Consider the following 24,898-nt stretch of genomic DNA (forward strand, 5'->3'; position numbering starts at 1 on the left):
CCTCAGGACTCGATCGCCGCGGTGATGCCGACCAGCAGCCATTCCAGCCCGTCGGCGAAGTCCTCCTGCGCGTCGTCACCCATGATCGTCATGTTGCCCGGACCCAACTGCGCGAGGAAGGGATAGTCGCCGGTGGCGATCAGGCCGCGGAGGTAGGTGGTCAGCTCGACCTTGTCGACGTCGGTCCGGGAGTGGAGGTCCCGCGCCCGCAGTTCGGCGAGAACGTGCCCGATCGTGTACGTGTCGACCGCGCGCAGAATCGCGATCTTCCGGCGAGGTGGCACGGGCAGCCTGGCGACCGCTGCGGCCGACTGCTCGGCGTGGCGCAGCGCGTTCGGTCCGTAGTGYGGCCGTCCGGCGAACGTGGTCAGCATCCAGGGATGGCGCAGGCAGCTGGCCCGGGTCTGATGGGAGATGGCACGCAGGGCGTCGCGCCAGTCGGCGGGCAGCGGGTCGGGGACGAGGATCTCGGCAGCGATCCGGTCGCTCATCAGATCGAGAAGATCGTCTTTGCGGGCGATGTGGGAGTACAGGCTCATCGGCCGGACGCCGAGAACTGCCGCGACCCGGCGGATAGAGACGGCGTCGAGTCCTTCCGTGTCGGCCAGGGTGATCGCCGCGTCGACGATGGCCTCCCGGCTCAGCCGGGGCTTCTGGCGCGCTACGGGCCGGGTCCACAACAGGCCCTTCATCGGGCTGTCGCATTCCTCGACGTGCGGCGGCGCCGTCGGGGGAGCGGTCGGTAGCGCCGTCGGGGGAGCGGCCGGGCGGGCGGGAGACGGGGCGAAGCCGGTCGCAGCCGCGGGCTTCAGGCGACGTTGGGGCGTGTGCGGCCCGCCCGGGTCGCCCGACCCGGCGGTTGTGACGGGCCCGTCCGGGTCGGTGCGGGAGATCAACTCCGGGGCGGGCGCGGCGGGTGGGCCGGCCGGAGTCGACGGGACGTTCCACGCTCCCCTCGATCCGCACATACAGCGAGGTTACGTGGTCAGCGAGATTACACGGTCGGGTCCGGCGGCTACACCGTACGGACAAAGGTACGGCGTAGCGAAAGCGATACGGTGTATCGTCGGCGGGGTGCGGCTCGACCAGGACTATTCCCGGGCGCCTGGTCCGACTCGCCCCAGTTCGCGGCGGATGATCCTGCTCGGGTCGTACGGAGGTTGTGATGGCAGCGCAGACCCAGGCGCCCGCCGCGGCGGGCGGGGGCATGACGGGCGGTAGCGGAGATCGGCTCGATCCGGCGCTGATCCGTCTCGCCGGGATCGTCCTCGTCGGTGCGGTCGTGGTGCAGCTCGATGCGACGATCACCTCCGTGGCGATCAACACCCTCGCCCGATCCTTCAACGTCGGAATCTCGACAATCCAGTGGGTGAGTACCGGTTACCTGCTCGCGCTCGCCATGGTGATCCCGGTGACCGGCTGGTCAGCCGAGCGGTTCGGCGCCAAGCGGATGTGGCTGCTGTCGCTGGTCCTGTTCCTCGTCGGCTCGGCGCTGTGTGGGGCGGCATGGTCGGCCGGCAGTCTCATCGCCTTCCGGATCGTGCAGGGCCTCGGCGGCGGCCTGCTTCTGCCTCTGATGCAGACGATCATCGCGCAGGCGGCCGGGCCGGAACGGCTGGGCCGCCTGATGGCGGCGGTGGGGGTGCCCGCGCTGGTCACTCCCGTGCTCGGGCCGGTCATCGGCGGGCTGATCGTCGACGATCTCGACTGGCGTTGGATCTTTTTCATCAACGTGCCGGTCTGCCTGATCGGGCTGGTCCTGGCCTGGCTGGGGATGCCGGATGTGCGGACTCCCGGGCGGCATCGCTTCGACGCTCTCGGGTTCGCGTTGCTGTCCCCGGGGCTGGCCGCGATCGTCTACGGCTTCTCCGTGGCCGGCCGGCAGGGTGACTTCACGGGTGTGCGGGTGATCGTGCCGCTGGCCCTCGGCGCGGCCCTGCTCGTTCTGTTCACGGTGCATGCCCTGCGGACCGCCGTCGAACCGATCATCGACCTGCGGCTGTTCCGGTCCCGGGCCTTCGCCGGTTCATCGGGGATGATGTTCCTGTTCGGGATCTCGCTGTTCGGGGCGATGTTCCTGCTGCCCCTGTACGAGCAGCAGGCCCGTGGCCGCAGTGCCGCCGCCGCCGGCCTGCYCCTCGCCCCGCAGGGGTTGGGGATGATGATCGCCCTGATTGTGCTGGGCCGGGTGGCGGACCGGCGCAGCCCGCGGTTGTTCGTTCTGGTCGGCCTTCTGCTCAGCGCGCTGGGATCGGTTGCGTATACACAGGTCGCCGCCGACACCAGCGAGGTGCTGCTCGGGGTCTCCCTGACGGTCCGCGGCATCGGGCTGGCCATGGCGCTCATCCCGGTGATGTCCTCTGCCTACCACGGGCTGCGCCGGGAGGAGATTCCGCGCGCCACCTCCGCGGGGCGGATCTTCCAGCAGATCGGCGGCTCACTCGGGACGGCCATCCTCGCCGTGGTGCTGTCCCACCAGATCACCGGCCGACCCGCCGGGACCGGACCCGCCGATCCGGTGGCGCTGGCCGGCGCCTTCGGTACGGCGTTCTGGTGGACCCTCGGGTCCACGGTCCTCGCCGCACCGTTCGCCTTTCTGCTGCCGGGACGGCCAGCCGGCGCGGAGCAGCCCGCCCCGTCAGGCCCGCCGGTCGAGCTCCCGCGGCCGGCCGGGGCCGTCCCCACCCGTCGCCGGTCGGGCGACCACGGGGAGCTGAAGAGCCATGAAACTTCTCCCGGCCGCCGCGCCGCCGTCTCAGGGGCCGAGGGGAACCGCCACGATGGTCGGGAGTACCGGGTCCCCGCTCCCCGTGGCGGCCGAGGCGGTGGCCAGTGGYGCGGATGACGCCGGCAGGCCCGGCCGCGTGGACAGGGGAKCCGCCCCGGCGCGGCGCATCGCTCGCCGGCCCCGAGGAGTCTTTCCCCAAGGCTTCGCGATGGACAGCACCGTCGCCGTGATGAACAGGACGTTCATCACACTGGCGCCGAGGATGATCGCGACGGTCGGAGCCGCGTAGGCGACCTCCCCCCCATCCGTCGCATGTCCGGCCCGCACGACCAACGGGCGCATCATGGAGCTGCCGAGTATCACGGCAACGACGGTGATGACGAGTTTTGTCGCCACCCACCAGTGCCGCARCAGTCCCCACCTCGTCTTTACCGAGATCACCACCCCGGTGGTCAGGGCGAGTAGAGCGAGCGGGATATTGAGGACCCGGTCAACGACGTGCATGAGCTCATATGCGGAGTGCCGAAGACCGGCATCGGCCGCTGYGGTCGAAGCCAGGACGAGCTGCGCGAACGCCACGCCATTCCAGCCGACACTCACCAGCACATGCACTGCCAACAGGGCGGTGCGCATTGGTTTACGCAGGTAGCGGTACCGCTCGCGCATGGTGGGTCCGGCCGCCGAGGCGCCGGCCGTCGGGGCCACGGCAGGTACGGGATTCCCGGAATCGGCTGTCTGCGCAGGATCGACCGTCGGCTCCGGATCGCGCGGTGACGCCGGGTTTGCCGGTGCCGCCGGACCGGCAGGCGTCGCGCTGGCGGCCGGGTCGGTGCCGGCAGCTGGGTCCGTGCTGTCCGCGGTCTCGAGCGGCGTCGAACCGGCCGCGGTGGGCACCGGTCCGGCGGGGGATGCGGTCATGCGGACGTCTCGGGCAGATTCATCGTCCGATTCTCTCCGTCACTGGATCATCAAGTGAGACGATTGTCAGGCGTCCTGGGCTGGCTCTCCGAGTAGCGGATCGAAATAGTACAGCCAATCGGTTGGCCCGGTCTGGCATAGGTGACCAGAAGCTACTTCCACAATTTAAATGCAACCACACCCGGACCGCGTTCGGATCATGGTATAGAAAGATTGATCATCGGCGGTGTGGGCTTCCCTGCGCCGCCACCTTCACGTCTGGTCGATCGACGGCTCGACCCGTGCGCAATCCACACGCACGGGACCGGTCCACTCCACGGCGGCCCGCGGAGGGCGGGCTGCGGCAGGTGACCTCGGTGGGGAGCGGGCCGGTCAGGCTGGTGGGATCCGAATCCCTGACCCGGGTCAGGGATTCGGGGTGGGACCGTCCGGTTCGGTCTGCTCGGCGAGGAAACGCTCCAAGGCATCGCCGAGTTCGTCGGCGGTCGGCAGCGGCTGGACGTCGTCCGCGGCCGGCAGGCTCGGCCCGCGCCGTCCGCGCTGGTAGGCGTCGTACTGCTCTTCCAGGGCGCTGACCAGCGCGGCGGCCTCACCGCCCCTGGCGATCTGGCTGTCGACCTCGTCCTGGATGGCAACCGCGGCGGAGCGCAGCCCGTCCAGCGGGAGCAGGAGCCCGGTCGCCTTCGACACCGAGGTCAGCAGGACCTCGGTGGCCGCCGGATAGGTCGTCTGCGCCAGGTAGTGCGGGACGTGAGCGGCGAAACCCATCGCATCCCGGCCTTCCCGCCCGAGCTCGAATTCCAGCAGGTGGCCGGCGCTGCCGGGGACCTGTAGCCGGCGCAGCCAGGGCTCGTACCCCACGATGAGGTCCTTACGGGTCGCGTGCGCGCTCACCACCAACGGGCGGGTGTGCGGCACCGCCATCGGAATCGCGTTCAGCCCGACCGTCAGACGGACGCCGAGCCGGGCCACGAGGCCTCGCAGCGCCACCGTGAACCGCTTCCACTGCAGATCTGGCTCAGGCCCGGCCAACAGCAGGAACGGAGTGCCTGCCTCGTCCCGCAACAGGTACAGCGCGAGGACGGGATCCTCGTAGCTCTCCCAGCGATCCTCGGAGAAGACCATGGTCGGCCGGCGGGACCGGTAGTCGAGCAACTGGTCGATGTCGAAGGTGGCGAGTAGCCGGTGGTCGAGCGCGGTCATCAGGTGCTCGCCGGCCAGGCTGACCGCGCTGCCAGCGTCAACCACCCCGGTCATCGCCTCCAGCATGACGGGACGGCCGAGATCGATCGAACCGCCGGCCAGGTCCTCGGCAAGATCGTAAAGTGCATCGGGATCAAGCACGGGTTGAGGTCCTCCTTACGCCACGGGTCGCGTCCGTCGTCAGGAAGAAGCGTGGCGCGCGCCTCCTCATTCCACCGGCTTATTMCACGGGCCTGTCGCGGCCCGGGGATGCCAGCGAGCCTCGTCACACAGGTGATGCGACAATTTTACCGGTAAGGAGCGATTCGCCGGTGGGTGGTGACGGGCTGTTATCTCAACCCCGCTAGGCTGCCAGGAACGCTCCAGGGCCGGATCTGCCGTGGTGGCCAGGCCCAGCGGCCTAAGGTGGCCTGACCCGACTGAGCAGGAACCCGACTGGACGAATCGGCGTGGTGTGTCCGGTCGTCATGCACATCCGCGCGGCGGAAGGTGGCACGGGATGATCGAAGCGCAGGGATTMACGGCCTCACCGGGGCATCCCGACCTCGGACGGCCTGGTAGCGGTCTGGACGTCGTCGACGTGCGCCGGATTGAGGCCGTGTGCGCGCCGCTGCGCGCGTTGCGCACCGAGGGTCTCCTCGCCGGCCTGTTCGACGGCCTTGACGAGGCGGCGGCCCTCGTCGATCTGGTGGCACGGTACTGCGTCTTGGACCACGCGGCGCTGCTGATCGCCGTGGACGACTTCGAGGCCGCGCTCGCGGCGTTGCCCGCTCTCGGCGTGCGGCCGAGCGCGCTGGTGCCCAGCGTCATCGTGAAGGCCCGGCTGGCCGAGCGCTACGCGGTGCGCGCGGAGCTGCTCGACGTGCGTCTCACCCACGCCGCGCTGCGGTCCGATGCGGGCGCGGACCGCACGTTGGAGATCTTCATGCTCCGGCGGACACCTGGACTACCGGCCGGGCTCATCGAGCAGGAACGCGTGTTCGAGCTCGAGCGGCACTTCGCGATGYGGTTGCCGGACCCAAATCCGATCATCATCGAGGGACTGCGCTGGGTGTTGCGGACCCGGGCCGAGTTCCACTGGGACGGTGGCGGCTACAACCCGCATGACCGGCCGGCTGCCGGAGGTACGAGCGTGCTGTACTTTCTGCGTCTCGCGCCGGACGGCAAGGGAGGTGTCTGTCGCGAGCGGCTGGAAATCAAGTTCTTCGGCGATTTCTCCGCCATCGCGGACACACATCTCGCCCCGTGCGCCGACGGCGCGCGCTCGTGGGAGGTGCCGCCCGGTGCGCCGCACGCATGGTCAACCCGCCCACGTGGGGTGTGATCAGCACGCCGGGCGCCCGCTACAGCGGTGACCCCACTGGAGGACGAGCACGACTCAGGCCCCCCACCTCCTCAGGCCCCGAGGAGCAGCGCCCAGACCACCAGGCTCACGAACGACAGCGGAACCCCGACTCCCACCAGCAGGCTCGGCAACGGTGTCGCGAGTTCGTGACGGGCGGYGATGAGTGCGCCGGCGACCATCGGGGGCATCGCCACCTCGAAGAGGGCCACCCGCACGTCGTGATCTCCGACGCTCCCCGTCAGCGCGTAGATCCCCACCACGAGCGCGGRCGCGGCGACCAGCTTGACGCCGAGGCCGAGGGCCAGCTCCCGCCACCACACCCGGACCGCACGCACCTGGAGTTGCAGACCGATGGAGAACAGGGCGAGCGGGGTGAGGGTGCCACCGAGCGACCCCAGCGCGGCGTTCAGCCAGCCCGGGAAGGTCACCGGCCGCAGGACGAGCGCGGCCACCAAGGCGATCAGCGCCGGAGCGGTGAGGACTCGACGGGCGAGCTCGGCGCGGGAAAGCGATGCGCCGGCACTGATCGTGACCGTCCCGAGGACCACCGTGYTTAGCAGTAGGAAGGAACCGAGCTGATCCACGAGCACGGCAACCGGGACCGACGACGCGCCGAAGAAGGCGGTCACCATCGGGATGCCGACGAAGCTCGTGTTCGCCACCKCGGTCGTGGCGATCAGGGCGACGACGACCTCCCGCGGCATCCGCAACGCTCGTCCGGCCAGCACGTAGCCGGCCGTCGTCAGGACGAAGAGCAGGTAGGGCGCGGCGATGACGAGCGCGAGGTTCGGCGGGAAGACGATGCCGTGCATGGCGCGCAGCGTCAGAGCGGGCAGGGCCACGTCCAGCAGCCAGAGGTTGATCACGTGGGCGGTGTCCGCAGGCAGTCGTCCGCGGTGCCGGACCCCGATGCCCGCCACCAGGCCGACCAAGAGCACGATCAGTGCGGACATTCGGCCATCGTGGCAGCCGGAGTTCCCGGAAGGCGCCGGGATGCGCCGGGCGTGGGACAGGCCACGTGGCCGGCCTGGGGCGGGGACCGGCGCGCGGATGGATCATGGCCGGTGGTTCCGGCGGCGCCGGTGCCATCGCAGGAGCCGGGGCAGCAGGATGTTGGCGGCGAACAGCACGGCGGCGAGGACGTAGTTGCCCGCACCCAGACGTTCCTGGCCGGGCAGGGGAAGCAGCGTATACGTGATCAGAACAACGGTGGACAGCAACAGAGTGCCGACCATCACCCCGCCGATCCAGGGGGGCGAGTCGGTCATCGAACGGGACCGCCGGCCCGCGGGCGACGGCGTCACGCCACCTGTTTGCACGGGTCCTGCTCCTCGATGTGACCGGCGTTCTGTTGTCACCGTATATGACACGTGGCAGGCTCACTGTCCAGTTATCGTGCRCCGTCAGGGGTTTTCGCCCCGCGGTGGCGGTCGGCGCCGGTCGGCGGTCCGGCCGGCAAATCGGAGGTACCGATGGCRGCACCTGTCCTCACCGCGCCCGGCGGCCTCGCCTGGCGGGACGGCAAGCGGTACATGTGGCTCACCGCGATCATCGTTCCGTTGCTGGCCATCGTGGGATACGGCCTGTGGCATCGGACGGGTGTCGAGCTGCACTGGTGGATCACCCCGCTCTTCGTCTTCGTCCTGGTTCCGCTGCTCGACATGACCACACCGCCGGATCCGGTCAATCCACCGGAGGAGATCCGGGCCGCGCTGGAGGCCGACCGTTACTACCGCCGGTGCACGTATCTCTACCCGCCGCTGGCGGGCGTCGGCCTGCTGCTGGGCGCCTCGGCCTGGACGAACGGCGACCTGTCGTGGTCCGCCCGGATCGGCGTGGTGGTGTCGGTCGGCACCGTGACCGGGGTGGGCATCACCACCGCGCACGAGCTCGGCCACAAGCGGGGGATTTTCGAGCGCTGGTTGGCGAGGTTGATGCTGGCGCCGGCCGCGTACGGTCACTTCTCCGTAGAGCACAACCGGGGCCATCACGTGCGGGTAGCGACGGCGGCGGACCCGGCGAGCGCCCGGTTGGGGGAGAGCTTCTGGCGGTTCTGGCCGCGGACCGTCGTCGGCAGCCTGCGTTCCGCCTGGTCGCTGGAGGCCGCCCGGCTACGGTTGCGCGGCCGACGGGTCTGGTCGGTGCGCAACGAGGTCGTGCTTGGCTGGTTGCTCACCGCGGTGTTGTTCCTGGCGCTGGCCGTCGAGTTCGGGCCGGCTGTACTCGTCTTCCTCGTCGCCCAGGCGGCCTTCGGGTTCACCTTGTTGGAGGGGGTCAACTACATCGAGCACTACGGCCTGGCCCGGGAGCTGACTCCGAGCGGGCGTTATGAGAAGGTCGACCCCCGGCACAGCTGGAACAGCGACGCCGTGATCAGCAATCTGGCGCTTTACCAGTTGCAGCGACACAGCGACCACCACGCCAACCCGACCCGGCGCTACCAGGCACTGCGGTCCTTCGAGGCCTCTCCCCAGCTACCGGCGGGGTACGCCACGCTCCTGCTCGCGGCGTATCTCCCGCCGGTGTGGTTTCGGGTGATGGACGACCGCGTCGTCGAGCATTACGGCGGGGACGTCAGCCGGGCGAACCTGCACCCCGCGCGCCGGGCCGCTTTGCTGACCCGGTACCGGTCGCCGYCCGGGCCGCCGCCGTCCGGTACCGAGGTCGACGGGTCTCCGTCCCGGGGCGGTGTTCGTGGGTGAGCACTTCCTTGAATAACGCACGGTAACAGCGCAGAGCCGTCCGCGAGATCGTCGGTCGGCAAGGATTCCGGCGGGGATGATCTGTCAGCTCTGGCCGGATTCCTCGGAGGTGCTCTGCTCGGCGGCGTCCTGATCGGCCGGCCGATCAGGAGCCGAGCCACCGAGATGCGCGGGCAGCCACCAGTCCGGCTCGCCCGGCGCGGGTCGCGGGTAGCGGCGCTGCGCGTCGTCGAGCAGCTCGTTCATCACCTTCTCCAGCAGCGCCGTGCCGTCGCGGCCCTTACCCAGTTCCGTGGGCTGGACGGGCCTGCCCACCGTGATCGAGACGCGGACACCGATCGCGTCCCGCAGTCTGAAGGGCCGCCCCTTGGTGAAAATGCGCTGGCTGCCCCAGAGGATCACCGGGAYCACCGGCACCTTCGTGTGAGCGGCCATCCGGGCCGCCCCGGTCTTGAATGTCGCCAGACAGTAACTCGGACTGATTGTCGCCTCGGGGAAGACGCCCACGAGTTCCCCGGCGCGCAGTGCGTCGAGGGCGTGGCGCAGAGACGCTGCGCCGGCCTCCCGGTCGACCGGGATGTGGTGCATGCCGCGCATGAGCGGCCCGCTGATCCGGTGGTCGAAGACGGCCTTCTTGGCCATGAACCGGACCAGCCGACGCTCCGCGATCCAGAACGGCAGACCCGCGAGCGCGAAGTCCAGGTACGAGACGTGATTGATCAGGACGATGCCGCCACCCGATGCCGGGATGTTCTCCRTGCCCTGGATGTCGAGACGCAGGCGCAGTGCGCCGAAAAGTCCCCGCACCATGCTGACCACCGGCCGGTAGACGTACTCCGCCACGACGGGCCACTCCTCGATGTTCCTCGCGGTCTCCCCGGTGTGCCGAATGCGACACGACCTTACCCCCACCCCCTGACACCGGTCGTCGTGGATGTCCGGCGATACCGCGGTCCGGTTTCACCGGAAGGCAACGTCGCGTGGGGTGAGGGCAGGATCGATGATGTTCGTATCAGGCGTCTGTGGAGGAGCGGGACCAACCGCGCGGATGAGGGAGAGACGACGGAAATGGAGATTCTGCGCCGGAGCATTGCGGCGCAGCCGGCGGCGCCGCAGTGGGTGCTCGTCGTTGCCGCGATTCTGGCGGCCCTGACGGTACTCAGCGACCGCCTATGGCCGATATCCAGACATGTGATAACAATTGCACACGAAGGCGGCCATGCCCTGGCCGCGGTCGCGACGGGGCGCCGCCTGGCCGGCGTTCGGCTGCATTCGGACACCTCCGGAGTAACCGTGTCCTCCGGACGGCCGACCGGTGCGGGTGTCGTCGTGACCGTCGCCGCCGGCTACACGACACCGTCTCTGCTCGGTCTCGGAGCCGCGGGCCTGCTGGCCACCGGCCGGACGAGTCTGCTGCTGCAGCTGTGCGTGGCGCTGCTGCTGGCGATGCTGGTCGTGATCCGCAACGGTTTCGGGGCCCTGTCCGTGCTGGGGAGTACCGCGGGAATCCTGGCGGTCTCCTGGTTCGCGCCGCAGACCGTGCGCGCCGGATTCGCCGCGTACATCGCGTGCTTCCTGCTGCTGGGCGCGATCCGCCCGGTGATCGAGGTGCAGCGGGGGCGCCGTCGGCGCCGGGCCGGGGATTCCGACCCGGATCAGCTCGCGCGGTTGACCGGACTGCCCCCGACGCTCTGGGTCGGGTTCTTCGGCCTGGTCAACCTCGGTGCATTGGCCGGTGGCCTCGCCACGCTGTTCGGGTGACCTTCGCGTTCGGGTGACCTCCGCGCGGAACCTGGAACTGTCGGACCCGGGTGCCACACTGGCGCCATGTGCGGTCGGTACACCCAGAAGCTGAAGACCGACGACCTCGCCGCGGCGATGTCCGCTCGCGACGAGACTGCCGGCGGGGTGGCGGAGAACTACAACGTGGCGCCCACCTCGGCGATGCCGATCGTCATCGCCGAGCCGCGTGAGCTCCCGGACGGCGCTCTTCGGGGTGAGGCGCACCTCCCTCCGGCCGGCCGGCACCCGGCCGGGAAGCCGCCGGCTGCCGCCCGGACCGAGCGGGTCCTTCGCCTCGCGACCTGGGGGTTGGTGCCGTCCTGGGCCAAGGAGCGGACGATCGGGGCAAAGATGATCAATGCGCGGTCGGAGACGGCGGCGACCAAGCCGGCGTTCCGATCGGCCTTCGCCGCACGGCGCTGCCTCGTCCCGGCGACCGGTTTCTACGAGTGGTTTCATCCGGGTGGTGGCTCGCGGCGGGGGCAACCCTTCTACATCCGTCCCGCGGGCCATCCCGCGACCGGCGGGATCTTCGCGTTCGCGGGTCTCTACGAGGTCTGGCGCCGGGGTGAGGCCCCGCTGGTGACCTTCACGATCCTCACGACCGGGGCCGCCGCGGGGCTGGAGTTCCTGCACGACCGCTCGCCGGTGATCCTGCCCGAGGCCGCCTGGGATCGCTGGATGGATCCCTCGGTCCGCGATCCCGCCGCGTTCGCCTCGCTGCTGCGGCCGGCTCCGGCCGGGGTGGTCGCGGCGCATCCGGTCGCGGCCGARGTGGGCAGTGTCCGGAACAAGGGTCGTCATCTCATCGATCCCGTCGAGATCGATCCGGTGGTCGCCGCGGCCGTCGCGCAGGCGGGCGGGCGGACGGCTCTCGCGGTGGACCCGGAGCGGTCCGGTGGTTCCGTCGGCGGTGGTACCGGTCCGTCCACGCGGGCGGGCGGCACCGTCGATCTGTCGTCGTTCGGCATCGACCCGGTCCATGACCCCGTCCATGACCCGGTCGATACCCCCGTCAATGCCCCGGGCAAAGGCACCGCCGCGGGGCCGGGAGGCGGGTGACTCGGCGGGCGCGCYCGGCAATCGCGGGTTGATCCGCCGGAAATCCGGAGAACGGATGGTCGCCGGAGGTCAGGAGTGACCGTGCGGGCGAAGCGCGAGCCCGAGCGCGATCTCGGTGACACCGGTGACGATCAGTTGGATTCCGAAGATCACCGCTAGTACCATGATCGTCGTTCCCGGCCAGGTCAGCGCCAGCACGCCGAGGACGACACTGAGCGCGGCCAAGGCGAGCGGACCGGCGATGCCGCGGCCGGTCCCGCGCGAGGATCTGCTCGCCCAGGTCACCAGGGCCCGGACGACCCCGGTGATGATCAGTATCGCGCCGACGAGCAGTGCGACGACTCGGAGGGTGACTCCCGGCCACAGCAGCACGATGACGCCGCCGAGCGCAAGCATGATCCCGAACAGGGCGGTCCCCGCAGTGTTCTCCGACCGGACCGCGGCGATCGTCTCGCTGATACCGGAGAGCACGAGTGCCACCCCGGCGAGGACCGCCAGCGTGCGGGCTGTCGCGAAGGGGTTCGTGATCAGCAGAAGTCCCAGCACGGTGACCGCCGCACCGAGCAGGAGCAACGCCGGCCACAGCGCGCTGGGGGCTTGCTGACGTCGGTGCTGCCGGTAGATCGTGGCCATCGAGGCACCTCCCCGGGTCGGGGCTCCGCCCGGATACGCGCGGGCCGCTCTCGCCAGAAGGTCTCTACCCGGTTCCGGCGAGTCGCTACCGCGACTCACTCTCCCGGCCGACCGCCACGTCGTGATCAGCTGTCGGAGATGCTGATCGCCTCGGTCGGGCAGGAGTCAACAGCCTCTTGGATGTCGTCCCACCTGGCGTCGTCGGGTTCCTCGTCGAGGAGGTAGAGGAAGCCGTCGTCGCGGATCTCGAACACGTTCGGGACGAGACGGACACAGGTTCCGCTGCTCGCGCAGCGGTCGTAGTCGACAGTCACGCGCATCGGCGCACCTCCCAGTGGTGCTCCCACAATCAGTGTCGAGCGGACCTTACCGCCGAGCCCGTGGCTGCGACAGAACCGGGACCCCGGCAGGCCACTGGGCGGGGGCTGTGGACGACGGGCGGCTGTCCACAGGACGGCGGCGAGCGGAGCGGGAGCCGCCGTGATCGATCTACGGTCCAGCCATGGTCGAATCCACCCCTGGTCCCGGGTACCCGCTGTCGGCCCCGTCGCCGCGTTTCCCCGTCCACGCATTTCCGCCTGAAACGTCCGTTTCGTCGCGATGGCCATCGCTGGACCTGCTGCCGTCGGACGACGCCACCGTGCCGCTGCGTCCGCCGGACCCCCCAGCGGACGGCTCAGCTGGTGGATCCCGCCGCGTTCGTGACGCCACGTTCACCGAGGACGAGCAGGAGATCGGTGGCGACGAGTCCGACCTGTTCGGGATTCGCGAGGGCGTGTTCCTTGATGAGGACCGGGCCGCCGGCGGATGGGTCGCGGACGAGCTCGCGGCGGAAGGGGCCGATCTTGGCCGGCTGGTCGCCGGCCGAACGGATCGGCGCCGTCCGGTCCACTCCCGTCTGGTCCACCCCCGTGYGGGGCGCGAGATGGACGATGGCGAGGACGAGGGCGGCCGGGGACCTGATCGCGGGCCATCGGCCGGCCGGCCGGCGCCGGGAGTTCCACGGGGCGATCTGGTCGGCGTCATCCGCAGGCGGCTTCCGGCTACGCTGCATGGCATCGTGGTGGCGCCGGCCGCCCGGGCCGCCCTCGTTCTCGCGTTGGTCGCCCTCGCCGCCGCGCTCATGACCGCCTGGTTCTCCTGGCAGCACCGCCCGGTGCCGCTCGCCTCCTCCGAGGTCGATACCCCCCGGACGGGGGAGTCGGCGGCGGCTGGCAACGCCCGGTCGGACCACTCGGACCACGGGGCCACCTCCGCCACGGATACGAGCGTGACTTCGGCACCGACGGCCAGGGCCGCCCGCACCGGGGCGAGCGGCGAGGTGGTGGTCGACGTCGCCGGCCGGGTGGCCCGGCCGGGGGTCGTCCGGCTCCCGGCGGGCGCGCGCGTGGTGGATGCGATCGAACGCGCCGGGGGAGTGCTCCCGGGCACCGACACGACCGGCCTCGCCCTGGCCCGGTTGCTGGTCGACGGAGAACAGGTCCTCGTCGACGGCAAGCCCGGCCCGGCGCGGCCCGGAACGGCGGCCGGGCAACCTGCGGGTACTGGCCTCGGGTCCGCCGGTTCCACCGCGGCGACCGGTCCGATCGACCTGAATGCCGCGACCGCCGAGGAGCTTGACGGTCTGCCCGGGGTGGGGCCTGTGCTGGCTCGCCGCATCGTCGAGTGGCGCACGGCGCACGGGCCCTTCCGGTCGCCCGAGCAGCTGGCGGAGGTGACCGGAGTCGGCGACAAGCGGCTGGCCGATCTGCTGCCATTGCTGAAGGTTTGACGTTCCAGTGGTCGACGTCGGGATGGAGACCGGACTCGCGCTGCCGGAACGGCCGTCCGGGGCTTCCCGTCCCATGGACGCCCGGCTGGTGGGCCCGGCGGTCATGGCCTGGGCTGGCGCGGCGGGTGCCGGCACCTGGCCGCCGTCCGTTCCGTTGCTGGGCGCCGCCGGTGCGGTGCTCGTCGCGGCTCCGATGTTCCTGCTGCTCCAGGTCCGTCCGCGGGGTGGTCGGCCGACTCGCCCGGGACCGGGCGGCGCTCGGGCCGAGGCGGCTACKGGCGCGTCTCGTCCGTCGCAGTCGCAGTCGCAGCCGCGCAGCGCGCCGCTCACCCGGGGCGTTGGGCGGTGCTCCGGCGGCACTGTCGTCGTGCTCACGGCCCTCGTCTTCCTGGCCGCCGGGTTTCTCGCGGGTGGACTGGCGGCTCGTCCGCGTGACAGCGGCCCGCTCGCCGATCTGGTCCGGCATGGCCGTCCGGTCACCGCCGAGGTCGTCGTCACCGACGATCCCCGCGCCACCTCCTCGTCCACCGCGGTCCGGACGGGAACCGGGCCCGGAGCCGGAGAGGGAAGAGGAGAGGGCGGCGGCGCCGATCGCGTGACCTTCGTGATCTCCGTCCGGGCGGAACGCCTTACCGCGTCACCGGCGGATCTGCGGGTCCGGGCCCCGATGGTCCTGCTCGCGCGGGGTGGCGGCTGGGGTGCTCTGCTGCCCAGCCAGCACCTGGTCGTCTCCGGCAGGCTCGCCGAACCCCGGGTCGGTGACACCGTGGCCGCCGTCCTGTTCGCCGACGGCCCACCGCGGACCCGCGGCGGACCCGCAATGATCCAACGAATCGCCGGGGGGCTGCGGGCCGGGCTGCGTCGAGCCGCTGGGGGACTGCCTGAACCGCGTCGCGGGCTGCTGCCCGGCCTCGTGGTCGGCGACGTCTCCGGGCTCGACGATGCGGTGCGCGCGGACTTCCGCGCCGCCGGAATGTCCCATCTAACGGCCGTGTCCGGTAGCAACGTCGCCATCGTGACGGCCTCGGCGCTCTACCTCATGGGATGGACCGGGCGTGGGYCACGGTCGCGCGCCGCGGTGGGAGCCCTCGCTCTCGTCGGGTTCGTCGTGCTCRCCCGGCCCTCGGCCAGCGTGCTGCGTGCCGGGGCGATGGGTCTGGTCGGCCTGCTCGGGCTCGCCGTTGGCCGTCCCAGGGCGGTGCTGCCCTCCCTGGCGGCGAGCGTGATCATCCTGATCCTGGCGGATCCCGCGCTCGCCCTCTCGGTCGGCTTCGCGCTGTCCGTCCTCGCCACGGCCGGAATGATCGTTCTCGCGCCGGGCTGGCGGGACGCGCTCGCTCGCCGGCTGCCGGCGCGAATCGCCGAGGTGCTCTCCGTCGCGGCCGCCGCCCAGCTGGCGTGCACCCCGGTGTTGGCCTGGACCGGCGGGGGGCTGAGCCTCGTGGCGGTGCCCGCGAACGTCCTGGCCGTGCCCGCCGTCGCACCGGCGACCGTGCTGGGAGTACTGACGCTGGTCGTGGCGGCGGTGTCGCCGTCAGCAGCCGGGCTGCTCGCGCACCTCGCCGATCTGCCGTGCTGGTGGCTGGTGACGGTCGCCGGCCGGTGCGCCGATCTTCCTGCCGCGACGCTGCCGTGGCCCACGGGGGTGATGGGAGCGGGCGTGGCCGCCGGTGTCGCCTGGCTCGTGGTGGCGACGCTGCGGCGGCGGGTGCCGCGGCGACTGGTCGCTGCGGCCCTGGTCGGCCTGCTCCTGGCGCGATGCGCCGTCGCCGGGCGGCTGGCGCCGTGGCCGCCGCCCGGCTGGCGCCTGGTCGCCTGCGACGTCGGTCAGGGCGACGCCCTCGTGCTGTCGGCGGGACCGGGCACCGCGGTGCTGGTCGACGCCGGCCCCGATCCGGCCCTGCTGACCCGCTGCCTCTCCGACCTCGGCGTGCGACGGATACCGGTGGTCATTCTCAGCCACTTCCACGCCGATCACGTCGAGGGGCTGCCGGCCGTGCTCGGCCGGCTTCCGGTGGGGGAGGTACTCGGCAGTCCGCTGGGGGAACCCGTTCTCCAGTGGCACCGGGTCCAACAGTGGACCCGGCGGGCCGGTGTGCCGCTGCGGACGGCCGTCATCGGCTCCCGGGCACAGGTGGGGGCGGTCTCTTGGACGGTCCTGGCTCCGCGCACCGTGTTGCACGGCACCGAGAGCGATCCCAACAACGCGAGCCTGGTGCTCTCCGCACGGGTGGGGGAGGTGACCATCCTGCTCACCGGGGATGTGGAGCCGCCGGCCCAGCGGGTGTTGACCGGCAGCCCGGAGGATCGGACGGCGCTACGAGCCGACGTGCTCAAGGTGCCCCATCACGGCGCCGCTGATCAGGACGCCACCTTCCTCGCGGCGACCGGGGCCCGATTCGCCCTGATCAGCGTCGGCACCGGGAACAGCTATGGTCATCCCGCGCCGTCCACCTTGCGGACGCTGCGCCGGTCCGGCATGGCCGTCGCCCGGACCGACCGCGACGGCGCGGTGGCGGTGGTCGCCACGGCGGCACCCGCCGGGTCCGCCGAGTCCGGGTCGCTGGCGGGAGCCGCCTCCGGGTCGGGGGCGGGAGTCCGCGTCTCGGTGGTGCTCCGCCGGCCCGGGGGCGGATCGTGACATGCTCACCTGCGTGTCCTCCTCCGCACTGCCGCCGCTCGTGCTCGTCACCGGCGACGAGGATCTACTCGTCGGTCGAGCGGTGCGCGGGGTTCTCGACGCGGCTCGGGCCCGTGATCCCGATGTCGAGATCGTCGACCGGCCGGCCGGTGAGCTCAGCGAGGCCGATCTGATCGACCTCGGCGCCACCTCGATGTTCGGAGGTGGCCGGGTGATGGTCGTCCGCGGCGCGCAGGACCTCGCCGAGGATCTGCGTGACGCGTTGTTGGAGTACATCGCTCGTCCGCTCGACGACGTCGTGCTCGTCGTCGTCCACAGCGGCGTGGTGAAGAACCGCAAACTCGCGGACGTGCTGAAGACCGCGGGCGCGCGGGTCGTGCCGGCAGCGAAGATCACCAAGCCGCGGGAGCGTCACGATTTCGTCGTCGCCGAGGTGCGGCATCTCGGCGGCCGGGTCAGCGACGGCGCGGTGCGCGCCCTGCTCGACGCGGTCGGTGGTGATCTGCGTGAGCTCGCCGCCGTTTGCGATCAACTCGTGGCCGACACCGACGGGCTGATCGACGAGGCCGCGGTGGCCCGTTTCCACCGGGGCCGGGCCGAGGCCAGCGGGTTCGCCGTCGCGGACGCGATCATCGGCGGCGACCTGCCGCAGGCGTTGACGCTGCTGCGTCAGTCCCTGGAGGGGGGTACCGCGGCCGTACTGGTCTCCAGCGCCGTTGCCGGTGGTCTGCGTGACCTCGCCCGGGTGGCGTCCGCGGGTCCCGGCTCGAAGTGGGATCTCGCCCGAGCCCTGGGTATGCCGGACTGGAAGGTCGAGAAGGCGCAGCGCTCCGCCCGAGCATGGTCGGACCGGGGTCTCGGCCAGGCCCTGCGGGCGGCCGCCGAGGCCGACGCCGGCGTCAAGGGCGCTGCGGTTGACGCCGGTTACGCCTTGGAGAAACTGTTGCGCGAGGTCGCCGTGGCCAGGTTGGTCGGGCGGGCCCGGGCGGCCGGGAGCCGTGGATGACCGACGGTCCGGGGACGGCTGACGGTCCGGGGACGGCTGACGGTCCGGGAGCCGGTGCCGGCATCGTCGTGGCTCCTCAGCCGGCAGCCGACCCCGAGGCCCCGCCGCCGGGCGGCTGGTTCGGCCTGCGGGTGCTACCGGCGGGCTGGATGCGGGGGCTGCTCATGATCGTGACTGGGCTGGTCACGGTGGTGATCGCACTCGGTGATCTCGCGAGCGCCTGGGTGGTCGGTGTCCTCCCGCTGACCGTCGGCGCGATGGTTGCCTATCACGAAGTGCTTGAGCGGCTGATCCGGCCGGACGAGGTCTCGGCGGAACCGGCTCCACAGCAGCCCGGAGCCCGTTCCACGCCGTGCGGCGGGCTCTGACCGGGCGAGAGGCCCGACCGACGGGTGGGCACGCGGAAAAGCCGGGACGCCTGCGGCGCCCCGGCTGGAGGAAGACGACTCAGCTGGCGGCCAGGTTGGCGTGCGTGCGAGCCAGTGCCGACTTCTTATTGGCGGCCTGGTTGGCGTGAATGACACCCTTGCTGACGGCCTTGTCCAGCTTGCGGGACGCGATCCGCAGCGTCTCGCCGGCGCGCTCGACGTCACCGGCATCCACGGCGTCGCGGAAGCGACGCACGTGCGTCTTGAGTTCCGACTTCACAGCCTTGTTGCGCAGCCGCCGCTTCTCGTTGGTGAGGTTGCGCTTGATCTGCGACTTGATGTTGGCCACGCGGGAGAACCTCTGATTTGTCGAGTCGGGGTGGTGCGGACACGTCATAGTACGGGTACCGGCCGTGCCCGGTGATCCGGCATATCTCGCTGGCTCCTGGGAGCAGCAGGTACCGCGGAGAACCGGCTGCCTCCGGCGACCGGCGCCGCACGGAATGGCGACCAGATCATGACCGGACGACGACGCGGCCCGTCACGGTGGCACTCAGATTATCAAACCCCCGCGCGGCGGCGCACCRGCGCAACGTTGCGCGCGGCTCCTGGCACGATGAAGGTGGTCGACCCAGATATCGGCACGGGCGGCTCCACCGTGATCACCGCGAGCGAAACGAGAACTCTCCGCGTGTCCACAGCCCCGCACCTGGCGCCCGGCGCCGACCCGACGATGATCCGCAACTTCTGCATCATCGCCCACATCGACCATGGCAAGTCGACTCTTGCCGATCGGATGCTTGGTGTGACCGGTGTCGTGGAGGCGCGCAACATGCGCGCGCAGTACCTCGACCRCATGGACATCGAGCGCGAGCGCGGGATCACCATCAAGGCCCAGAACGTGCGCCTGCCGTGGCGGGCCGACGATGGTCGGGACTACATCCTGCATCTCATCGACACACCGGGCCACGTTGACTTCAGTTACGAGGTGAGCCGTTCGCTCGCGGCCTGCGAGGGCGCGGTGCTGCTGGTCGACGCGGCCCAGGGCATCGAAGCGCAGACCCTGGCGAACCTGTACCTGGCGATCGAGAACGACCTGACCATCGTTCCCGTACTCAACAAGATCGATCTTCCGGCGGCCCAGCCGGAGAAGTACGCCGAGGAGATCGCGGCGATCATCGGCTGCGAGCCGGGCGAGGTGCTCCGCGTGTCCGGCAAGACCGGCCAGGGAGTGCCGGAGCTGCTCAACGAGATCGTGCGCCGGGTGCCCGCCCCGGTCGGCGATCCGGACGGTCCGGCTCGTGCGATGATCTTCGACAGCGTCTACGACATCTACCGCGGCGTCATCACCTATGTGCGGGTGGTCGATGGCACGCTGACCACCCGCGACCGGTGTCTGATGATGTCGACCAGCGCGAGCCACGAGACCCTCGAGGTAGGTGTCATCTCGCCGGACCCCCATCCGACCGGGTCGCTGTCGGTCGGCGAGGTCGGCTACGTCATCCCCGGGGTCAAGGACGTCCGGCAGGCCCGGGTCGGCGACACCATCACCACTACCCGGCGGCCGGCGACGGAGATGCTCGGTGGCTATCGGGATCCGTTGCCGATGGTGTACTCCGGGTTGTACCCGATCGACGGCAGCGAGTATCCAGCGTTGCGCGAGGCTCTCGACAAGCTTCAGCTCAACGACGCCGCCCTGACCTACGAACCGGAAACCTCCGCGGCATTGGGGTTCGGATTCCGGTGCGGCTTCCTGGGCCTGCTGCATCTGGAGATCGTCCGGGAGCGGCTGGAGCGCGAGTTCAACCTCACTCTCATCTCCACGGCCCCGAACGTCGTCTACCGGGTGGTCATGGAGGACCATTCCGAGATCATAGTGACCAACCCCAGTGACTGGCCGGGCGGGAAGATCGCCGAGGTGTACGAGCCCGTCGTCGAGGCGATGYTGCTGCTGCCGACCGACTTCGTCGGGGCGGTGATGGAACTGTGCCAGGGCCGGCGCGGTGTCCTGAAGGGGATGGACTATCTGTCGACCGACCGGGTGGAACTCAAGTACACGCTGCCTCTCGGTGAGATCATCTTCGACTTCTTCGACGCCCTGAAGTCCAGGACCCGGGGCTATGYCAGCCTCGACTACGAGCCGGCCGGGGAGCAGTTGGCCGATCTGGTGAAGGTCGACATCCTGTTGCAGGGGGAGACTGTCGATGCCTTCTCGGCGATCGTGCACCGTGAGAAGGCCTACGCCTACGGCGTGTCCATGACGACCAAGCTGCGCGAGCTGATTCCGCGCCAGCAGTTCGAGGTGCCGATCCAGGCTGCGATCGGCAGCCGGATCATCGCGCGGGAGAACATCCGCGCCATCCRCAAGGACGTGCTCGCCAAGTGCTACGGCGGCGACATCACCCGCAAGCGCAAGCTGCTCGAGAAGCAGAAGGAGGGCAAGAAGCGGATGAAGACGATCGGTCGGGTCGAGGTGCCGCAGGAGGCCTTCATCGCGGCGCTGTCCACGGACACCGGCAAACCGGCGGTGAAGTGAGTCCGGTGCGGGGCCGACGCGGGACCGTGGTGCCATCCGCCTGTTCAGTGAGTCGGCCGTTCAGCGGGTCGGCAGGGGGCTGGCCGGGAGGCGGATCGGTTCGGTGGCCGGTTCGGGGAACGACAGGTCCGCGACAGGGGCGGCGGCGCTGGAACGGTACACGGTGGTTCGGGGCGGGAGCAGTTCGAAGATCTCGTCGAGAACGGCCCTGGCGTCGTCGTCCATGACCGGATCTTTTCGCACCGACGTCGATCGGTCCATGGTGAACCACCCATATTTTCCCTTCTGTGCCCAACGATGACAAAATGTCATTACACCCGGCCAACATCGCCGAAGTGGGTATTCCGGCCTTATCCCTAGGTGGTCCTCGTGTGGCCACCCCTGGCCCGCCCGCGTGGTTGGCAAACGTAGCGTTGCCGCGAGAGCACACGTTGGGGGCACACTGGGGGCATGCCACAAAAGCCTCCCGACGGCTCGCTTCCGCCGGACGACGGTGCCCTCCCGGCGGCCGCGCTGGCCGAGGTGACCCGGCGGCCGTTCGGGGTCTACGTGCATGTGCCCTATTGCGCGGCGCGCTGCGGCTACTGCGACTTCAACACCTACACGGCGGCCGACCTAGGCGGCGCCCTGGTGTCGTCGGTGGGCCTCACGACGTTCGTCGACATCGCGACCGGCGAGGTCCGGCTCGCGCGTACCGTGCTTGGTGAGCAGGAGCTGGTGGTCTCCACGGTCTTCGTCGGTGGCGGCACGCCGACCCTGTTGACCGCGGACGATCTCGGGCGGCTGTTGCGGATCCTGGACGACGGGTTCGGGYTGGCGTCCGACGCGGAGATCACCACCGAGGCGAATCCGGAGTCGGTGGATCCGGCGCAACTGGAGCAGCTGCGCGCCGCCGGTTACACCCGGATCTCCTTCGGGATGCAGAGTAGCCGTCCGCACGTCCTCGCCGCCCTGGACCGGCGGCACACCCCTGGCCGCGTGCCCGAGGTGATGCGCTGGGCCCGCAAGGCGGGCTTTGACCAGGTCAGCCTGGACCTCATCTACGGGGCTCCGGGCGAGTCGGAGGCGGACTGGGCGGCGAGCCTGGACGCGGCGATCCAGCTCGGCCCGGACCACGTCAGTGCCTACGCGCTGACGGTTGAGGAGGGCACGAAACTGTCCCGCCGGGTCCGCCGGGGCGAGCTGCTCGAACCCGACGACGACCTGCTTGCCGACCGCTACCTGCAGGCCGATGACGCTCTGTGCGCGGCCGRCCTGACCAGCTACGAGGTCAGCAACTGGTCGCGGGGGACCGATACCCGGTGTCGGCACAATCTGGGGTACTGGCGCGGAGATCACTGGTGGGGGATCGGTCCGGGCGCGCACAGCCACGTCGGCGGGGTGCGATGGTGGAACGTGCGTCATCCGGCGGAGTACGCGGCCCGGCTGGGGGCCGGGCGCAGTCCCGCGGCCGCCCGGGAGGAGCTCGACGCGCAGGCCCGCCGGGTCGAGCGGGTCATGCTGGGCGTCCGGTTGGCCGAGGGACTGGCCGTCGGTGAGCTGGACGGGCCCGGCCGGGAGGYCACCGCCGGGCTCGCGAAGTCCGGCCTGGTGGAACCYGGTGCCCTGGAGTTCGGCCGGGTGCGTCTCACTCGTCGCGGTCGTCTGCTCACCGACACGGTCGTGCGAGCCCTGCTGCCCGACTGACGCCGCTGCCCGACCGGCGGCCGTCCGGTGGCCCGATCGGGCGGGACCGGAACCTGGGTACCGGCATGCTCGTTTCGTTACGAGGACGTCGCCGGGCCCTTACCGGTCATTCGCGGGGTGGCTCATGTTCTGTGCTTCGACCTGAGCAGGCGGCTACACTTGGCACTCACTGCGGCCGAGTGCCAAGCTGGGTGTCCGCCGCTGCACACACCGTGGCCCGGCCACGTCCCGCCTGGTGAAGGGGGTGCGACCGCGTGCTGGAGGATCGGCGGCTCGAAGTCCTTCGGGCGATTGTTGAGGACTTTGTGCTGAGCAACGAGCCGGTGGGTTCCAAGGCGCTGGCGGAGSGGCATAATCTCGGTGTATCGCCAGCTACTGTCCGTAATGACATGTCCGCCCTGGAGGAAGAGGGGTATATCACACAGCCTCATACCAGCGCAGGACGGATACCGACGGACAAGGGCTACCGGTTGTTCGTGGACCGGTTGTCGGGGGTGAAGCCGCTGTCCCGGGCCGAACGTCGGGCGATCCAGAGCTTCCTGGAGGGCGCCGTCGACCTGGACGACGTGGTGCGCCGCTCCGTGCGGCTACTCGCCCAGCTCACCCGGCAGGTGGCCGTCGTGCAGTACCCCTCCTTGTCGAGCAGCAGCATCCGGCACATCGAGGTTGTCACGCTCGGCCCGTACCGCCTGCTGATGGTCCTCATCACCGACACCGGCCGGGTCGAGCAGCGTATCGTCGACAGCCTCGTACCCGTTGACGACGAGGTCGCCGGCGAGCTGCGTTCCGTGCTCAACTGCGCGCTGGCCGGCCGGCGCTTGGTCGACGCCCCCGACATCGTCGCGGCCCTGCCCGACAGCACCCGCTCCGAGCTGCGCCCCTACCTGACCACGGTGGCCGGTGCCGTGCTGGAGTCGCTGGTCGAGCGGCAGGAGGAGCGCATCGCGATGGCTGGGACGGCGAATCTCACGCGGTCCCCGGTCGACTTCGCCGACTCGTTGCGGTCGATACTTGAGGCGTTAGAAGAACAGGTCGTGCTGATGAAACTCATCGGCTCGGCGCGGGAGACCGGTACTGTAACGGTACGGATCGGTCGCGAAACGGATGTGGACGCCCTCCGGTCCACCGCGGTGGTGGCCACGGGATACGGTCGTGGTCCCTTCGCGCTGGGTGGGATGGGGRTGCTCGGCCCGATGCGCATGGACTATCCGGGGACGATGGCGGCCGTCCGGGCCGTCGCCAAATACGTGGGTGAACTCTTGGGTGCCGACTGATGGCAGTGGATTATTACGCCGTTCTGGGCGTACGCCGGGAAGCGTCGAACGACGAGATCAAGCGGGCCTACCGCAAACTGGCCCGTGAGCTGCATCCGGATGTCAATCCAGATCCGGATGCACAGCAGCGCTTCCGGGGCGTCACGGCCGCGTACGAGGTGCTCTCCGACCCGGAGAAGCGCCAGATCGTCGACCTGGGCGGCGATCCGCTCGCGCCCGGTGGCAGCGGCGGTGGCGGTTCGCCGTTCGGCGCCGGTTTCGGCGGCCTCGGTGACATCATGGACGCCTTCTTCGGCGGCGGGTCGAGCCGTGGGCCCCGGTCCCGGGTCCGGCGCGGCAACGACGCGCTGCTGCGCATCGAGCTCGACCTGTCCGAGACCGCGTTCGGCGCCACGCGCGAGATCACCGTGGACACGGCGGCGGTGTGCTCGACGTGTACCGGTGCCGGTGCGGCTCCCGGCACGCACCCGTCGACCTGCGGCACCTGCGGCGGGCGGGGCGAGGTCCAGCAGGTCACCCGTTCCTTCCTCGGCCAGATGGTGACCTCCCGGCCCTGTCCGCGGTGTTCGGGTACCGGCACCGTGATCGAGCATCCCTGCCGGGACTGCGGCGGCGACGGCAGGGTGCGCAAGCGCCGGACGCTCACTGTGAAGATCCCCTCCGGGGTCGAGGACGGCATGCGCATCCGGCTGTCGGGCGAGGGCGAGGTCGGGCCCGGCGGTGGGCCGCCCGGTGACCTTTACGTCGAGGTCTCCGAGAAGCAGCACCCGGTTTTCACCCGGGAGGGCGACGATCTGCACTGTGAGCTGCCGCTGCCGATGACCTCGGCGGCGCTCGGCACCTCCGCCACGCTGGAGACCCTCGACGGCACCGAGACCATCGCCGTGAAGCCCGGCACCCAGCCCGGTGAGGTCATCAAGCTCGCCGGCCGCGGGGTTCCGCATCTGCGGGCCGCCGGGCGCGGTCATCTGCACATCCACATCAACGTCGAGACTCCGACGAAGCTGGACGGCGAGCAGGAGCGGCTGCTACGAGAGCTGGCGAAGCTGCGCGACGAGGAGGCACCGGCCGTCGTGGGCGGATCCGCCGGCGGCGCGGCGGGGCTATTCCGGCGGCGGGGCACGCGCCGCGGCCGTTAGCCCGGTCATCGGCCGTGACCGCTGCGGAGAGGATGCATCCTGACCAGCGCCCTGTTCCGGCTGTCGCCGCTGCCGATCGCGGACTCGTTCACCCTCGCCGGTCC

24 protein-coding genes are annotated in these 24,898 nt (G+C 70.5%); 13 read left to right on the forward strand and 11 right to left on the reverse strand.

Translation table 11 applies throughout. The annotated features are described in order from the left end of the window. Nucleotides 1–2: 2 nt before the first annotated feature. Nucleotides 3–968 carry a TetR/AcrR family transcriptional regulator gene (locus CcI156_RS04135; RefSeq protein WP_023840552.1) on the reverse strand — a complete coding sequence of 322 codons (966 nt, stop codon included), beginning with the start codon at nt 966–968 and terminating at the stop codon, nt 3–5. Between the two features lie 197 nt (nt 969–1,165). On the opposite strand from CcI156_RS04135, the gene CcI156_RS04140 reads away from it, so the two are divergent. Continuing rightward, on the forward strand, nt 1,166–2,845 hold the full coding sequence (locus CcI156_RS04140) for a DHA2 family efflux MFS transporter permease subunit (protein ID WP_076804342.1): 1,680 nt from the start codon (nt 1,166–1,168) through the stop codon (nt 2,843–2,845). Here CcI156_RS04140 and CcI156_RS04145 read toward each other — a convergent pair. Further along, the gene (locus CcI156_RS04145; RefSeq protein ID WP_254847264.1) at nt 2,756–3,646 is read right to left on the reverse strand and encodes a hypothetical protein; all 891 of its coding nucleotides are present in this window, start codon (nt 3,644–3,646) and stop codon (nt 2,756–2,758) included. The two genes, CcI156_RS04140 and CcI156_RS04145, sit on opposite strands and share 90 nt — an antisense overlap. Nucleotides 3,647–4,051: 405 nt before the next feature. Then, a complete protein-coding gene (locus tag CcI156_RS04150) occupies nt 4,052–4,990 on the reverse strand; it encodes a proteasome assembly chaperone family protein (protein WP_011435691.1) in 939 nt (312 codons plus the stop codon). A 358-nt stretch (nt 4,991–5,348) separates the two neighbouring features. Between CcI156_RS04150 and CcI156_RS04155 the strand changes: the two genes are divergently transcribed. Next, nucleotides 5,349–6,173, forward strand: coding sequence for a hypothetical protein (locus CcI156_RS04155; protein WP_254847265.1), 825 nt, complete (start codon nt 5,349–5,351; stop codon nt 6,171–6,173). 71 nt (nt 6,174–6,244) lie between these two features. Here the strand turns inward: CcI156_RS04155 and CcI156_RS04160 are convergent, their stop codons facing one another. Continuing rightward, nucleotides 6,245–7,147 (reverse strand): AEC family transporter, encoded by a 903-nt coding sequence (locus CcI156_RS04160; protein ID WP_076804343.1) that lies wholly within the window; start codon nt 7,145–7,147, stop codon nt 6,245–6,247. A 102-nt stretch (nt 7,148–7,249) separates the two neighbouring features. Then, nucleotides 7,250–7,462 carry a hypothetical protein gene (locus CcI156_RS04165; RefSeq protein ID WP_049760855.1) on the reverse strand — a complete coding sequence of 71 codons (213 nt, stop codon included), beginning with the start codon at nt 7,460–7,462 and terminating at the stop codon, nt 7,250–7,252. A 204-nt stretch (nt 7,463–7,666) separates the two neighbouring features. Between CcI156_RS04165 and CcI156_RS04170 the strand changes: the two genes are divergently transcribed. Further along, on the forward strand, nt 7,667–8,896 hold the full coding sequence (locus tag CcI156_RS04170) for an alkane 1-monooxygenase (RefSeq protein ID WP_076804344.1): 1,230 nt from the start codon (nt 7,667–7,669) through the stop codon (nt 8,894–8,896). An 84-nt stretch (nt 8,897–8,980) separates the two neighbouring features. Here CcI156_RS04170 and CcI156_RS04175 read toward each other — a convergent pair whose 3' ends face one another. Then, on the reverse strand, nt 8,981–9,739 hold the full coding sequence (locus CcI156_RS04175; protein WP_076804345.1) for a 1-acyl-sn-glycerol-3-phosphate acyltransferase: 759 nt from the start codon (nt 9,737–9,739) through the stop codon (nt 8,981–8,983). 225 nt (nt 9,740–9,964) lie between these two features. Between CcI156_RS04175 and CcI156_RS04180 the strand changes: the two genes are divergently transcribed. Together CcI156_RS04180 and CcI156_RS04185 are read left to right on the forward strand one after the other, a co-directional pair. Then, a complete protein-coding gene (locus tag CcI156_RS04180; protein ID WP_011435697.1) occupies nt 9,965–10,657 on the forward strand; it encodes a M50 family metallopeptidase in 693 nt (230 codons plus the stop codon). A gap of 66 nt (nt 10,658–10,723) precedes the next feature. Then, nucleotides 10,724–11,740: an SOS response-associated peptidase gene (locus tag CcI156_RS04185; protein ID WP_011435698.1), complete on the forward strand. Its 1,017-nt coding sequence runs from the start codon at nt 10,724–10,726 to the stop codon at nt 11,738–11,740. Between the two features lie 69 nt (nt 11,741–11,809). On the opposite strand, the gene CcI156_RS04190 is transcribed toward CcI156_RS04185, so the two are convergent. The 3 genes from CcI156_RS04190 to CcI156_RS26570 all read right to left on the reverse strand — a co-directional run bounded on the left by CcI156_RS04190 (nt 11,810) and on the right by CcI156_RS26570 (nt 13,427). Further along, entirely contained in the window at nt 11,810–12,373 is a 564-nt protein-coding gene (locus CcI156_RS04190; protein ID WP_011435699.1) for an HdeD family acid-resistance protein, read from the reverse strand. Between the two features lie 125 nt (nt 12,374–12,498). Continuing rightward, entirely contained in the window at nt 12,499–12,693 is a 195-nt protein-coding gene (locus tag CcI156_RS04195) for a ferredoxin (protein WP_011435700.1), read from the reverse strand. A 356-nt stretch (nt 12,694–13,049) separates the two neighbouring features. Further along, nucleotides 13,050–13,427 carry a hypothetical protein gene (locus CcI156_RS26570; protein ID WP_076804346.1) on the reverse strand — a complete coding sequence of 126 codons (378 nt, stop codon included), beginning with the start codon at nt 13,425–13,427 and terminating at the stop codon, nt 13,050–13,052. A gap of 6 nt (nt 13,428–13,433) precedes the next feature. Here CcI156_RS26570 and CcI156_RS04205 point away from each other — a divergent pair, with 6 nt between their 5' ends. The 4 genes from CcI156_RS04205 to CcI156_RS04220 are packed head-to-tail and all read left to right on the forward strand — an operon-like array spanning nt 13,434 to nt 18,159. After that, on the forward strand, nt 13,434–14,144 hold the full coding sequence (locus CcI156_RS04205; RefSeq protein WP_051569444.1) for a ComEA family DNA-binding protein: 711 nt from the start codon (nt 13,434–13,436) through the stop codon (nt 14,142–14,144). A gap of 7 nt (nt 14,145–14,151) precedes the next feature. Next, on the forward strand, nt 14,152–16,785 hold the full coding sequence (locus CcI156_RS04210) for a ComEC/Rec2 family competence protein (RefSeq protein WP_254847266.1): 2,634 nt from the start codon (nt 14,152–14,154) through the stop codon (nt 16,783–16,785). Nucleotide 16,786: 1 nt separating this feature from the next. After that, entirely contained in the window at nt 16,787–17,791 is a 1,005-nt protein-coding gene (gene holA / locus CcI156_RS04215; RefSeq protein WP_011435703.1) for a DNA polymerase III subunit delta, read from the forward strand. Then, entirely contained in the window at nt 17,788–18,159 is a 372-nt protein-coding gene (locus CcI156_RS04220; RefSeq protein WP_011435704.1) for a hypothetical protein, read from the forward strand. Before holA ends, CcI156_RS04220 begins: the two co-directional genes overlap by 4 nt. 79 nt (nt 18,160–18,238) lie before the next feature. On the opposite strand, the gene rpsT is transcribed toward CcI156_RS04220, so the two are convergent. Continuing rightward, nucleotides 18,239–18,508, reverse strand: coding sequence for a 30S ribosomal protein S20 (gene rpsT / locus CcI156_RS04225; protein ID WP_011435705.1), 270 nt, complete (start codon nt 18,506–18,508; stop codon nt 18,239–18,241). Nucleotides 18,509–18,850: 342 nt separating this feature from the next. On the opposite strand from rpsT, the gene lepA reads away from it, so the two are divergent. Then, nucleotides 18,851–20,695 carry a translation elongation factor 4 gene (gene lepA, locus CcI156_RS04230; protein ID WP_076804368.1) on the forward strand — a complete coding sequence of 615 codons (1,845 nt, stop codon included), beginning with the start codon at nt 18,851–18,853 and terminating at the stop codon, nt 20,693–20,695. Between the two features lie 60 nt (nt 20,696–20,755). Here the strand turns inward: lepA and CcI156_RS04235 are convergent, their stop codons facing one another. Next, entirely contained in the window at nt 20,756–20,920 is a 165-nt protein-coding gene (locus CcI156_RS04235; protein ID WP_232234895.1) for a hypothetical protein, read from the reverse strand. Between the two features lie 225 nt (nt 20,921–21,145). On the opposite strand from CcI156_RS04235, the gene hemW reads away from it, so the two are divergent. From hemW to dnaJ, 3 genes are all read left to right on the forward strand, one after another. Then, nucleotides 21,146–22,381 (forward strand): radical SAM family heme chaperone HemW, encoded by a 1,236-nt coding sequence (gene hemW / locus CcI156_RS04240; protein ID WP_076804347.1) that lies wholly within the window; start codon nt 21,146–21,148, stop codon nt 22,379–22,381. A 254-nt stretch (nt 22,382–22,635) separates the two neighbouring features. Beyond that, nucleotides 22,636–23,655, forward strand: coding sequence for a heat-inducible transcriptional repressor HrcA (hrcA, locus tag CcI156_RS04245; protein ID WP_076804348.1), 1,020 nt, complete (start codon nt 22,636–22,638; stop codon nt 23,653–23,655). Continuing rightward, nucleotides 23,655–24,794, forward strand: a complete 1,140-nt coding sequence (gene dnaJ, locus CcI156_RS04250) for a molecular chaperone DnaJ (protein ID WP_011435709.1) — start codon at nt 23,655–23,657, stop codon at nt 24,792–24,794. Before hrcA ends, dnaJ begins: the two co-directional genes overlap by 1 nt. Nucleotides 24,795–24,898 lie beyond the last annotated feature (104 nt).

The organism is Frankia sp. CcI156, from assembly GCF_001983015.1.
GTDB classification, from domain to species: Bacteria; Actinomycetota; Actinomycetes; order Frankiales; family Frankiaceae; genus Frankia; species Frankia casuarinae.